This is a genomic window from Rothia sp. HMSC078H08, from assembly GCF_001808955.1.
GTDB lineage: Bacteria > Actinomycetota > Actinomycetes > Actinomycetales > Micrococcaceae > Rothia.
Window position 1 is genome coordinate 300,916 of the sequence record NZ_KV795257.1, and the last position, 12,525, is coordinate 313,440.

Annotated in this window: 9 protein-coding genes and 2 tRNA genes; 2 read left to right on the plus strand and 9 right to left on the minus strand. The window is 60.2% G+C overall.

Annotation, left to right across the window (positions count from 1 at the left end; genetic code table 11):
* The first annotated feature begins 5 nt into the window (after nucleotides 1–5).
* Nucleotides 6–1,589 carry an LssY C-terminal domain-containing protein gene (locus tag HMPREF2528_RS08000; protein WP_070506107.1) on the plus strand — a complete coding sequence of 528 codons (1,584 nt, stop codon included), beginning with the start codon at nucleotides 6–8 and terminating at the stop codon, nucleotides 1,587–1,589.
* Between the two features lie 140 nt (nucleotides 1,590–1,729).
* On the opposite strand, the gene HMPREF2528_RS08005 is transcribed toward HMPREF2528_RS08000, so the two are convergent.
* The 9 genes from HMPREF2528_RS08005 to HMPREF2528_RS08045 form a co-directional block, all read right to left on the minus strand.
* Nucleotides 1,730–2,371 carry a DsbA family oxidoreductase gene (locus HMPREF2528_RS08005; RefSeq protein WP_049363076.1) on the minus strand — a complete coding sequence of 214 codons (642 nt, stop codon included), beginning with the start codon at nucleotides 2,369–2,371 and terminating at the stop codon, nucleotides 1,730–1,732.
* Nucleotides 2,372–2,545: 174 nt separating this feature from the next.
* Nucleotides 2,546–3,868 (minus strand): ATP-dependent Clp protease ATP-binding subunit ClpX, encoded by a 1,323-nt coding sequence (gene clpX / locus HMPREF2528_RS08010; RefSeq protein WP_049363121.1) that lies wholly within the window; start codon nucleotides 3,866–3,868, stop codon nucleotides 2,546–2,548.
* A gap of 506 nt (nucleotides 3,869–4,374) precedes the next feature.
* Nucleotides 4,375–5,064, minus strand: coding sequence for an ATP-dependent Clp protease proteolytic subunit (locus tag HMPREF2528_RS08015; RefSeq protein WP_012903382.1), 690 nt, complete (start codon nucleotides 5,062–5,064; stop codon nucleotides 4,375–4,377).
* Between the two features lie 5 nt (nucleotides 5,065–5,069).
* Complete coding sequence (locus tag HMPREF2528_RS08020; RefSeq protein WP_005505718.1) at nucleotides 5,070–5,723, minus strand: ATP-dependent Clp protease proteolytic subunit; 654 nt, start codon at nucleotides 5,721–5,723, stop codon at nucleotides 5,070–5,072.
* A 367-nt stretch (nucleotides 5,724–6,090) separates the two neighbouring features.
* On the minus strand, nucleotides 6,091–7,392 hold the full coding sequence (gene tig, locus HMPREF2528_RS08025; protein ID WP_049342083.1) for a trigger factor: 1,302 nt from the start codon (nucleotides 7,390–7,392) through the stop codon (nucleotides 6,091–6,093).
* Between the two features lie 107 nt (nucleotides 7,393–7,499).
* Nucleotides 7,500–7,574: transfer RNA gene (locus HMPREF2528_RS08030), tRNA-Pro, on the minus strand.
* A gap of 304 nt (nucleotides 7,575–7,878) precedes the next feature.
* Nucleotides 7,879–7,949, minus strand: a tRNA-Gly gene (locus HMPREF2528_RS08035).
* Between the two features lie 73 nt (nucleotides 7,950–8,022).
* Nucleotides 8,023–8,907, minus strand: coding sequence for an Fpg/Nei family DNA glycosylase (locus HMPREF2528_RS08040; protein WP_070543696.1), 885 nt, complete (start codon nucleotides 8,905–8,907; stop codon nucleotides 8,023–8,025).
* Between the two features lie 118 nt (nucleotides 8,908–9,025).
* On the minus strand, nucleotides 9,026–9,517 hold the full coding sequence (locus HMPREF2528_RS08045; protein WP_049342085.1) for a ribose-5-phosphate isomerase: 492 nt from the start codon (nucleotides 9,515–9,517) through the stop codon (nucleotides 9,026–9,028).
* A gap of 373 nt (nucleotides 9,518–9,890) precedes the next feature.
* On the opposite strand from HMPREF2528_RS08045, the gene pepN reads away from it, so the two are divergent.
* Nucleotides 9,891–12,440: an aminopeptidase N gene (pepN, locus tag HMPREF2528_RS08050; protein ID WP_070543697.1), complete on the plus strand. Its 2,550-nt coding sequence runs from the start codon at nucleotides 9,891–9,893 to the stop codon at nucleotides 12,438–12,440.
* Nucleotides 12,441–12,525 lie beyond the last annotated feature (85 nt).

Sequence of the window (12,525 nt, forward strand, 5' to 3'; positions counted from 1 at the left end):
CGGGAATGTCCCACCAAAAACGCGTCCTGCGGCCTATACGTAGCGATGTTGCTCCCCCAGTCACCTCGCCACCGGTTTACCGTGGCGATATTGACACGCGCGGTGCGGCGCAAGACCTCGTGCCGCGTAGCTTCTGGGTTGATTTCTGGGACACTCTCTTCTTTATCTTCGCCGGCGTCGCCGCCCTCGTGCTGACCTTCATGATTCTGGCGAATACGGTCGGCCATTCTTTCTGGGGTTTCCCCATCGCCTTCATTTTCTGGGCGGTCACCGCGTACCTGACGCTACCGCGTTTTCACGCGATCATGACCCGCATCTACGTGCCCGACTACTTTATTGGGCGCACCCGCACCCCGGACGGTCTGCTCGGTGACCCGGTCAATATCGGTCTGATTGGTACCGAGGAGCAGATTCACCAGGTCATGCAGGACGCCGGCTGGACCCGCGCTGATGACGTCACCCTCGTCTCTTCCTGGAAGATTATTCTTTCCACCATCACCCGCCGTTCCTACGCGGAGGCACCCGTCTCCCCGCTGAAAATTTTTGGTAAGACGCAGGCTTTCGCCTACCAGAAGGAAGTGGACGGCAACCCCGAGAAGCGCCACCACGTGCGCTTCTGGAAAACCCCGGACGGCTGGCTTCTGCCGGGCGGTCACCAGGTGGATTGGTTGGCGGCGGGCACGTACGACTCTGGTGTGGGTTTCAGTTTCTTCACTCTGCAGGTCACGCACCGCATTGACGCTGAAACCGACTTTGAACGCGACTACATTGTGGAGTCCATTCAGTACGCTCACCCGGAAACTCACGTTGAGATTCTGCACGATTTTTCCTCCGGCTACCACGCCCGTAACGGCGGCGGTGACGCGATCCGCACGGACGGCGCGCTCCCGGTCATCGTGCTAAACAATGAGGGACTGGAGCCGCAGGAGCAGGAAGAAATTCACCTCTCCAGTGCGCACGACCTGGCGTACCGCATGCCGCTGAGCCTGCTGGTTGGTTCGGGTATGCTCATCGCTGTGACCCTCGCCGACATTGTCAACAGCGTCATTTTGGCGCTCAGCCGCCCGGCACTTCGCGCCAAGCTGCTGGAGGAAGGCTCCGGCAACGACATTGAGCTGCTGGACCTCTTCGATCAGGTGGATAGCAACGTGCTGCTCACCATTACCGGCACCGTGCTGGTGGGTTTTGTAGCAATTTATTCGGCGGTGCACCTGTTCCTGCTGTGGAGCACGTTGCGCGGCTCGTCGAAGGCTCGTCGCCTGGCTCTGCTGTTGACTGCGTTGAACTTCGCAGCGATTACCGGCGGTGTGCTGTGGGGCCACCAGTCCCTGCCGCTGTCCACGATTTTCTTCCAGCTGGGTGTTGCGGTGTTTGCGATGCTGGCGTTCACCTCGGATGCGGCGGTCCAGTACACGGCAACCCGCACCTTCCACATGCGCGATACGAAGATCGTGCAGCGCGCAACGCACCCGAAGGTTCTCGAGCACAGGGCACAGCGCAAGGCTCAGAAAGCCCAGAAAGCGCAGAAGACGCACAATGCGCAGAAGGCACGCAAAGCTACCTCTGCAAGCAACGCTCACCGCGCGTAGATTGCACGTTTCAGCGCAACATAGTGAATAGAAAAGTACCGCCCGGTCAGTACATGATCGGGCGGTACTTTTTTGCTCTGCAGCCGCAGACTCTACCGGGCCTGCGCGCATTGCAGGAATCTCAGCACATTGCAGGCTTCTTAGGCTTCACCCTTTTCGCCGTGGAAAATCGGGCCCACGTTACGGGGGCGCTTGAGCTCAAAGAAGCCGGGGTAGGAAGCCAGCGCCAGGGCGCCGTCGAAGAGCTTACCTGCCTCTTCACCGGCGGGGCTCGGGGAGATGACCGGGCCGAAGAAAGCGGTGCCGTTAATGGAAATCAGCGGAACACCCACATCGGTGCCGCCCACGGTCTCCAGTGCGAGGTCCAGGGAGGCGCGCATCTGCTCATCGTACTGATCGGTGAAGGCTACGTCCGCCAGCTCTGCGGGCAGATTGACCTCCTCCAGCGCCTTGACGATTGCATCGCGGTAGGAATCGGCCTTGTTGCTGTTGTGGTGAATCTGCTCGCCCAGAGCGTCGTAGAGGGGCTTAATAACCTCGTTACCGTGCAGCTCGCGCACAGCGGTGATGAGGCGGGTCGGCGCCCAGGACTGGTCCATCATTGCCTGGTAGTCGGCGGGCAGGTCGCGGCCCTGGTTGTGCATGGACAGCGAGAAGGGGCGCCAGGTCACCTCAACGTTGCGGACCTTCTGCACCTCGCCAATCCAGCGGGAGGTAATCCAGCACCAGGGGCAGATCGGGTCGAACCAGAAATCAATCTGTGCGGGTGCGTTCTCAGCCATGAGTGTTCCTCTCTCATACGGTTGTGCCAGCCGCTTCTATGAGCCGGCGCTTATTCTTCGGTACACACTCATCAGGACACGCCAGCGAGAGCAGTACCTGCTAGTGAGCCGTCACCCCGTATAACCGGGGCGACGGCTTCTTTATTCCCTAGCCTATCGGCTGGAAGTATTCGGTTATGCCGCCTGACGGTCCGCTTCCTTCAGGGAGGCAGCCTTCGCCTCCCCCTTCACGGTGCGGGTGGTCTCGGTTTCGGGGTCGGGTGCCTGCAGCACGTAGCGGGGTTCCGTGCCGTTGAGCACGGTGTCCTCACCGATGACGATGGACACCACATCGGTGCGGTCCGGGATGTCGAACATAATCGGCTGCAGAATCTGCTCCATCATGGCGCGCAGGCCGCGGGCACCGGTGCCGCGTTCGGCGGCGAGACGGGCAATAGCCGCAATCGCTGCGTCGTCGATGACCAGGTCCACGCCATCCAGGGCGAAGAGGTGACGGTACTGTTTGAGCAGTGCGTTCTTCGGTTCCGTCAGCACGCGAGCCAGCTCTTCCTCGTTGAGCTCACTCAGGGTCGAGATGACCGGCAGGCGGCCAATCAGCTCGGGGATAATGCCGTAGTGCGCCAGGTCCTCGGGCATGATCTGGTCCAGCGGGTTCTTCACGGAGCCACCCAGTTCAGCACCGAAACCGATGCCGCCGGCGCCCACTCGGGCTGCGATGCGGTCGTCAATATTGTCGAAGGCTCCAGCCACGATGAAGAGAATGTTCGAGGTATCAATCTCAATGTTCGCGTGCGCCGGGTGCTTGCGGCCGCCCTCCGGGGGTACGGTCGCCACGGTACCCTCAATAATCTTCAGCAGCGCCTGCTGCACGCCCTCACCGGACACGTCACGGGTGATGGAGAGGTTCTCGCCACCCTTACGGGCAATCTTGTCGATCTCGTCAATGTAGATGATGCCGCGCTGAGCCTTGGCAATATCGCCGTCAGCGGCGTTGATGAGGCGCAGCAGAATGTTCTCCACGTCGTCACCCACGTAGCCCGCCTCGGTGAGGGTGGTTGCGTCGACCAGGGCGAAGGGCACATCCAGCTTCTTCGCCAGGGTTGCCGCCAGGTAGGTTTTACCGCAACCGGTCGGTCCGAGCATCAGAATATTTGACTTGCCCAGCTCCACCTGCTCCCCCGCGGTCGCCGAAAGAATGCGGGAGGTCAACACCGGGTTATCAATATCGTGGATGCGCTTGTAGTGGTTGTACACCGCCACCGCCAGGGTGCGCTTCGCCGCGTCCTGACCGATGACGTAGTCGTTGAGGTAGCTGTAAATTTCGCGCGGAGTAGCCAGCTGAGGCGCGGGCGCAGCGGCGGGGGCCTTCACCTTCAGACGCTCTTCAGCGAGGATCTCTTCGCACAGCTCCACGCATTCGTCGCAGATAGAAACATTCGGGCCGAGCACAATCTTAAAAACCTGCGCGCGAGTCTTCTTGCAGAAGGAGCATCGCATGCTGGCGTTGGGCTGTTCGGGAGGCACAATGACGTCTGTGGCCACGAAAATTCCCTTTCGATCGGCGTGGTGAAATCGGCGCAGAAGGGTCAGTGACCTGATGTCTGCGGTGATTTCTCAGGAGGAGCACCGGCGGGTGGTGGGCGCCCTAGTTTGAGTGAGAAAACGGTATGAAATACTCGAATTTTCTCCTTTTCTAAGGCTACCGGAGTTCACCCCGGAACCAAGAATTACGCACCGCAAATGAACGGACTTACCGGGCATATGACAAAGCGCGTCTTTTATGACGGCGGCAGGAACTTCCACACCCCGATATGACGGTGATTCACAAGGGTAAAGTGCAGGTCAGAGTCACCTACTGAAGCACCACACGGAGACCCACCAAATACACCCACGGTGCACAAAAAGAAGCGGCACCGCACCGCGCACCAGCCCGAAGGCTCGCACACGGGGCAATGCCGCCCCTCCCCCGAAAAATACTCGGGGATATTCCTCAAAACTAAAGTTTAGGTGTGGGAAATAGCGGTGTTGGTCGCAGGCTTACGCAACTTACGAGACTCCAGCACCTTATCGACCAGGCCGTACTCCAGAGCAGCAGCCGCAGTCAGAATGTTGTCACGCTCAATGGAGCGGTCAACTTCCTCGTAGGTCTTGCCCGAGTGCAGCGCCAGGGTCTGTGCAGTCCACTCACGCATACGCATAACCTCGTTCGCGTGAATCTCAATGTCAGATGCCTGACCGCCCTGCTGGCCGCTCAGAGCGGGCTGGTGAATCAGCACGCGAGCGTTCGGCAGTGCCAGACGCTTGCCGGGGGTACCGGCAGCCAGCAGAACCGCCGCAGCGGATGCCGCCTGACCCAGGCACACGGTCTGGATCTCGGGGCGGATGAACTGCATGGTGTCGTAGATAGCGGTCATTGCGGTGAAGGAGCCGCCGGGCGAGTTGATGTACAGGGTGATGTCACGCTCGGGGTCCTGTGCCTCCAGCACCAGCAGCTGAGCCATGATGTCGTCAGCGGATGCGTCGTCCACCTGGGTGCCCAGGAAGATGATGCGGTCCTCGAACAGCTTTGCGTACGGGTCCTGACGCTTGTAACCGTAGGGGGTGCGCTCCTCGAAGCTGGGGAGCACGTAGCGGTTGCTCGGCATAGCCGGCGCCGAGGTGGTGATATCGTTCGGCAGGTAGTTCATGTGCATCTCCCTTATGCGTTCTTCGATTCGGGCAGCTTACCGGCGGTGGTCGCAATGTGGTCGAAGAAGCCGTACTCCAGGCCCTCTTCCGCGTTGAACCAGTTGTCGCGGTCGTTATCCTTCAGGATGGTTTCCAGGCTCTTGCCGGTGCGCTCAGCGGTAATCTCTGCCAGGCGCTTCTTCATGTCCAGAATCAGCTCAGCCTGGGTGCGGATATCCGATGCGGTACCGCCAATACCACCGAGGGGCTGGTGCATGAGGATGCGGGCGTTCGGGGTTGCGTAGCGCTTGCCGATGGTGCCTGCGGTGAGCAGGAACTGACCCATGGATGCTGCCATACCGGTCACCACGGTCACCACGTCGTTCGGGATGAGCTGCATGGTGTCGTAGATTGCCATACCAGCGGTCACGGAGCCGCCGGGCGAGTTGATGTACAGGTAGATGTCTGCCTCGGGGTCTTCAGCCGAGAGCAACAGCATCTGGGAGCAGATGAGGTTAGCGTTGGAGTCGCGCACCTCGGAGCCGAGCCAGATAATGCGCTCCTTCAGGAGGCTGTTGTAGACGTAATCTTCCTGGGCACCAACGATGGGGGTTGCCATAGACGGCGCGGGCGCCACGCCGGCTGCCTGGGAGGCGCCGATGGGCAGAGGCATGTAGCTGGACATTCTTCCTCTTCTTCTCTAATGGGTCTTCGCTGCATCTTTGCGCGATTTACGCGCCGGAGCGCACGCGAAAAGTTTCGTTGCTACTACCTTACCGATAGTTGCTCTCCCCCGCTTCCCTTCGGGTTGTTCGTTCGCCAGGGGGTGAAGCACAGCGTGAAGCACAGCGCCCAGCATATGCGGTACTGACGAGCCTGCATGCGCATTCGGGGTGTTGCGGGGAGGAATTGCGGGCGAAGTAACTTGGGGTGAAAAAGAGCCTCAGCGGGCACCCAACCGGTAATTCGGTGGATGCCCGCTGAGGCTACACGTTTCAAGCAATCAGCGCACGCCCTCTAGCGGGGTGGCTTTTTGCAGACCGTGGCGGGATTTAGGCAGCTGCCTCTTCGCCCTCGCCCAGGTACTTGGACAGGTCAACAACGTTGCCCTTGGTGTCCTTGACCACTGCGGTCTTCAGCACTGCTGCCAGAGCCTTGGAGCGGCGAACCTCGCCGACCAGTGCGCCTGCCTGGCCGGAGCCGTCCAGCATCTGTGCGAACTGGTTGGGGTCCATGCCGTACTGGGAGCTCATGGTGATGATGTAGTTGATCATCTCAGCCTGGTCAACGGTCACTTCTTCCTTGTCCGCAACAGCGTCGAGAACCATCTCGTTCTTGAATGCGGTCTCGGTGTTCTCGCGAACCTCGGCGCGGTGCTCCTCGGTGTCGTGGCCTGCTTCAGCGTTGGGGTTGTTGAAGTGCTGCTCGAGCTGGTCCTCGATAACCTTCTCGGGGACGGGGATCTCAACGAGCTCAACGAGCTTTGCGAGGACCTTGTCGCGTGCCTGGGTGCCCTGCTCGGCAACCTTAGCTTCTGCAACCTGCTTCTTGATGTCTTCCTTCAGCTCGTCGATGGTGTCGAACTCGGAAGCCAGCTGTGCGAACTCGTCGTCAGCTGCGGGCAGCTCGCGCTCCTTGACTGCGGAGAGCTTGACCTTGATGACAGCCTGCTCGCCTGCGTGCTCGCCGCCGGAGAGCTTGGTCTCGAAGGTTGCGTCCTCGCCAGCGGACAGGCCGGTCAGAGCCTCGTCGATGCCGTCGAGCATGGTGCCGGAACCAATCTGGTAGGACAGGTCGTTTGCTGCGTCTACCTGCTCGCCGTCGATTTCTGCGGCGATGTCGATGGTCACGAAGTCCTTGTCAGCTGCGGGGCGCTCAACGGTCTTCAGGGTGCCGAAGCGCTCACGCAGAGCGTCCAGTGCCTGAACCTCGTCCTCAGCGGTGACCTCTACCTCGTCAACCTCAACCTCGAGGCCCTCGTAGTTGGGCAGCTCGATTTCGGGGCGGACGGTGACGGTGATGGTCAGCTTGAGGTCTGCCTCACGGTTCTCAGTGGAGGGCTGGGACTGAACGTCCAGCTCGGGCTGTGCCAGGGGGGAGAGTTCGTTCTCGCCCAGTGCCTGTGCGTAGTAGTCGTTCAGAGCGTCGTTCAGGGATGCCTCGACGATGTAGTCGAAGCCCGCACGCTGCTCGATGAGCTGCTTGGGCAGCTTACCCTTGCGGAAGCCGGGAACGCTGATCTGACCCGAGAGGTTCTTGTAGGTGCGGTCCAGGTAGGGCTTGAATTCTGCGAAGGGAACCTCGACCTCAATCTTTGCGAGGGTCGGGTTGAGCTTCTCGACGGCGGTCTTCACGTCCGTGATCTCCTCATATAGTTTCGGTGCGGCACGAATCGTGTGTGCCGCGGTTGCTTAGTGGAAAGAGCGCCACGACCCTGTAGCGTCGCGGCAACCGTTTCACGTCGGGGCGACAGGATTCGAACCTGCGATCTCCTGCTCCCAAAGCAGGCGCGTTAGCCAAGCTACGCCACGCCCCGTGAAACCGACCGTGTTGCGCACTTGCGTGTTTAACACAGTCAGTGCCCTAGTTTACCTGTTTTCCCGCTAAATGCCCAACACAGCGGCTCGTGCGCGGTTTATTTCCACTGAGCGCGTACTCCCCTATCTCCCTTGGTTTTGTAGGGTGTTTTGTGTGGATGCGAGGTGGAGGGGATGACGAGCTGGAGCGTGCGGATTCCGAGCGCGCGAGGAAATAAATCCGCATGCGGAAGGGATTCCCGTCATCCCCTCGAGGGAAAAAGAAAGGGCCTCGACGCGAAAGCGTCGAGACCCTAAATCTCGAGGGGATGACGGGAATCGAACCCGCGTAATCAGTTTGGAAGACTGAGGCTTTACCATTAAGCTACATCCCCGGAATGGAACTTGACTATAGTAGCGAGGTTCCATCTGGGCTGTCAAATATTTGAGTAGTTTTTAGACCTGTTTTCAGACCTGGCAGCCGGGGCACCAGTAGAGTTTACGGCCGGCAATTTCTTCCATGCGGATGGTGGTTCCGCAGCGGCGGCAGGGCTCGCCGTGGTGCATGTACACGTAGTTGGCGTGGTCGGGCCACGCTTCGGTTTCGGGTATGCCGGGGCGGTCTTCGGGTTCGGTGGTGATGATGCGCCCCACGCGCACGCCGATGACCAGCAGGTGCTTATTGTCTTCCCAGAGTCGCTCCAGTTCCTCGTCACTGAGGCTCTTGCCGGGGCGTAGCGGATCAATTTCCTGGCGGTACAGCGACTCGGCGCGGAAGATATTGCCCACGCCGGAGATTGCCGCCTGGCCCATCAAAATCACACCAATCGGGCGGGAGCTCTTGCGTGCCGCGCGGTAGAACTGTTCGGGGTCGGCGTCCGGGTTGAGCGGGTCGGGGCCGAGCTTGGAGCGGACGGTGCGCACCTCCTCCGGGGTGAGGGTGCGGCAGATAGTCGGGCCCACCAGATCCGCCCAGCCGTGCTCCGAAACAATACGGCAACGCACCGTACTCTTCGGTTCGGGAGGACCGGCGTAGGGCTGCTCCTCCCCCGCCGCATATTCCTTCTCACCAATCTTGCGGGGCGCGCCAATGCTCGAAGCACCCGTGAACGTCTCGTCCCCGCCGAAGCTCCAGTTACCGTAAATACCCAGGTGCACGTTCAGGGTCAGGTCGTTTTCGAAGGTCACGAACAGGTGCTTACCGTGCGCGTATGCCCCGGTGATGGTGTGACCGTCCAGCAGGGCGGCACCCTCAGTGTAGCGGCCCTGCGGGGAGGAAACCTGCACGCGCTCGCCGGTGAAGACGTCGCTGATTTGGCGGGCGATACGGTGGATGGAGTGGCCTTCGGGCACGGGTTCTCCTCGAAAACTTGTGGGCTGGAAATAGCGCGGCTAGAAATAGTGCGGATTATATGGGGCGCAGAGACGACTGAGGCGCATAGCCTGCACTATGCGCCTCAGATTTTAGAGCTTAGGCAGCGTCAATCTGCTTGCCGGCAATGTCGCCGGTCTGCTCGTACTCAGCCAGCTGGCCGATACGGCGTGCGTGACGCTCCTCGTTGGTCCAGGGGGTAGCCAGGAAGATCTTAATGATTTCCAGTGCTTCTTCCTTGCTGTGCTGGCGGCCACCCACAGCAACGACCTGTGCGTTGTTGTGCTCGCGAGCCAGTGCCGCGGTGTCGTGGTTCCACGCCAGAGCCGCGCGGATACCCTCAACCTTGTTCGCAGCCATCTGTTCGCCGTTGCCGCTACCGCCCAGCACGATGCCGAGGGAGTCCAGGCCGGCCTCGCGGTCACGCTTCACACCAAGGGCTGCGTTAATGCAGAACGAGGGGTAGTCATCCAGCGGGTCGTAGTCGGCGGGGCCGTGGTCAATCATCTCGTAGCCCTCGGCGGTGAGGGATTCGATCAGGTAGTGGCTCAGTTCGAGGCCTGCGTGGTCGGTTGCGATGTGTACGCGCATGGTACTCTCCTGGTGATTTGGTGTGACGTGCGTTTGTGCGTTCGTGGGAGGCGCCGGGTCTCAGTTCTGAGCGCCGTTGCTAGAGTGCGCCGCGCATCCATCAGGTGGGATACGCTCCCCCGCTTGGGTTTTTTCTATCTTAACTGTATCGAATTCGCGCGGGTTCGGGTAATGCGAAGCCTTCTAAACCCCCACCTATACGGTAGACTGTGGGATATGGCACTTTTTGGTGTCCCGATTCGCCGCGCCCAAACTTGAACGCCTCCAGCGCTACGTATGCAGCGTCGCAGGAGCCGCGCACCTCGGGAACCAGCGCACCATGACAGGGCGTGTCAACACGGCACGCTATTCACATCTAAGGAGAGGGAGCTGTATGCCCGGCCTGAACCTAACCCGCAATGAGGCAACCGAACGCGCATCCATTATTAAGCGCGTGCACTCGTACCGTATTGAACTTGACCTTCCGAAGGACAAAGACGTCTTCTCCTCGAAGGTTGAAATCCGCTTCGACGCTCAGGAAGGTGCCTCCACCTTCATTGACGCCATCACTTCCTCGGTCAAGTCCATTAACCTCAACGGCGAAGAGCTGAGCACCGACCTGGCGGACGGCGAGCGCATCCAGCTGCCGAACCTTGCTGCTGAGAACACCCTGGTCATTGACGCAGAGATGTTCTACACCAACACCGGTGAGGGTCTGCACCGTTTCGTGGACCCCGCCGACGGCGAAGTGTACCTGTACTCCCAGTTTGAGGTGCCGGACTCCCGCCGCGTGTTCCCCGTCTTTGAGCAGCCCGACCTGAAGGCTGAATTCGAGTTTATTGTGCGCGTTCCCTCGCACTGGGTGGTTGTGTCTAACCAGCCCGAGGTGAAGGTTGAGGAGAAGGAGTGCGGTTGCGGCCGTGCGAAGACCTGGTTCTTCAAGCCGACCCCGCGCATGTCTTCGTACATTACCGCGATTGTGGCTGGCCCCTACGAGAAGGTCACCAGCGAGCTGACTAACTCTGAGGGTCGCGTGATTCCGCTGGGTGTGTACGCTCGTAAGTCCCTCATGCCGTTTGTGGATGCTGAGGACATGTTTGAGCTGACCCGTCAGGGCTTCGAGTTCTACGAGGAGCAGTTCAAGACCCCGTACCCGTTCGAAAAGTACGATCAGCTGTTCGTGCCCGAGTTCAACGCCGGTGCGATGGAGAACGCTGGCTGCGTGACCTATCTGGAGACTTACGTCTTCCGTTCCAAGGTTGCGGAGGCTCTGCGTGAGCGCCGCGCTATCACCGTTCTGCACGAGCTGGCTCACATGTGGTTCGGCGACCTGGTCACCATGAAGTGGTGGAACGACCTGTGGCTGAACGAGTCCTTCGCTGAGTTCATGTCGACCCTGGCTGCTGCGGAGAACACCCGCTACGCGAAGGAGGCGTGGGCTACCTTCGCCGCGTCGGAGAAGACCTGGGCGTACCGTCAGGATCAGCTGTCTTCCACCCACCCGATTGTGGCTGAGATTCGTGACCTTGCCGATGTTCAGGTGAACTTCGACGGCATTACGTACGCGAAGGGCGCTTCGGTGCTGCGTCAGATGGTGGCGTGGGTTGGCCAGGAGAACTTCATGGCTGCCCTGAAGGTGTACTTCGATAAGCACAGCTGGGGCAACACCGTTCTTGACGACCTGCTGGTTGAGCTGGAGCGCACCTCCGGCCGTGACGTGCGTGCGTGGAGCGCTAAGTGGCTTGAGACCGCTGGTGTGAACACTCTCGCCGTTGAGGTTGAGAATGATGAGGCGGGCAACATTTCGAACCTGGGTATCCGTCAGTCCTACGCTGAGGGCTTCGAGACTCTGCGCCCGCACCGTGCCGTGATTGGTTTCTACAACCTGGTGGACGGCAAGCTGACCCGCACCGACCGCATCGAGCTGGATATTGACGGCGAGCTGACCGTGGTTGAGGAGGCTCTCGGTAAGAAGCGCCCCGACCTGCTGCTGCTGAACGATGAGGATCTGGCGTACGCCAAGATTCGCCTGGATGAGCGTTCCATCGAGACCGCTATCAAGCACCTGGGCGACATTGATTCGTCCGTGGCTCGCGGCGTGGTCTGGGGTTCGCTCTGGGATACTGTGCGTGACGCTCAGATGCCGGCGCGTAAGTACGTTGACCTGGTGCTGAACAACATCGGCCAGGAGACTAACTCCACCGCTCTGCGCACCCAGATTAACAACCTGTCCGCTACCCTGCACTCCTTCGTGGCTCCTGAGGCTCGCGAGGAGACCCGCCACCGTGCCGCTGACCGTCTCTGGGAGCTGGCATGCGTTGCAGAGCCCGATTCGGATGCTCAGCTGCAGCTGCTGCAGGCGTTCATCAACCAGACCCGCACCGAGGAGCAGTACGACAACGTGCAGCGTCTCTTCGAGGGTGAGCTGACCCTTGAGGGCCTGGATATTGACGCTGACCTGCGTTGGAACCTGGTGTGCCGCCTGGCTACCGGTGGCCGTTTCTCCGCCGAGCAGATTGCTGCGGAGCTGGAGAACGACAACACCGCGAACGGTCAGCAGTACGCCGCTCAGGCATACGCGTCGATTCCGACCGCGGAGGCTAAGGCTGAGTACTGGAACAAGATCATGGTGACCGGCGAACTGTCGAACATGATTCAGCGTTACGCTATTTCCGGTTTCAAGTCCGGCAAGCCCGAGCTGATTGCCCAGTACGATGAGCCGTACTTCGAGCAGATTGAGGGTATTTGGCGTTCGCGTTCGCACGAGATTTCCATGCAGATTATTGGTGGCATGTACCCGAGCGAGCCGACCGCTGAGCTGCTGGAGCGTACCGAGGCGTACCTGGCTTCTCTGCCTGAGGATGCTGCGGCTCTGTACCGTCAGATTGCGGAGGCACGCGACGGCGTGGCTCGTGCGCTGAAGGTTCAGGCGGCTGACATCTAACAATGCTTGTGAGCTGAGGCGGGTTCATTGCCTGCTCTCATAAGTTTTTATTCGTCCCCTTCTACCCCGATTCGGGGTGGGAGGG

Excerpts from the sequence above, each read along its gene's own strand:
- HMPREF2528_RS08000 (WP_070506107.1), top strand. The coding sequence starts at position 6 with ATGTCCCACCAAAAACGCGTCCTGCGGCCTATACGTAGCGATGTTGCT.
- HMPREF2528_RS08005 (WP_049363076.1), bottom strand. The coding sequence starts at position 2,371 with ATGGCTGAGAACGCACCCGCACAGATTGATTTCTGGTTCGACCCGATC.
- clpX (WP_049363121.1), bottom strand. The coding sequence starts at position 3,868 with ATGCGATGCTCCTTCTGCAAGAAGACTCGCGCGCAGGTTTTTAAGATT.
- HMPREF2528_RS08015 (WP_012903382.1), bottom strand. The coding sequence starts at position 5,064 with ATGCACATGAACTACCTGCCGAACGATATCACCACCTCGGCGCCGGCT.
- HMPREF2528_RS08020 (WP_005505718.1), bottom strand. The coding sequence starts at position 5,723 with ATGTCCAGCTACATGCCTCTGCCCATCGGCGCCTCCCAGGCAGCCGGC.
- HMPREF2528_RS08045 (WP_049342085.1), bottom strand. The coding sequence starts at position 9,517 with ATGCGCGTACACATCGCAACCGACCACGCAGGCCTCGAACTGAGCCAC.
- pepN (WP_070543697.1), top strand. The coding sequence starts at position 9,891 with ATGCCCGGCCTGAACCTAACCCGCAATGAGGCAACCGAACGCGCATCC.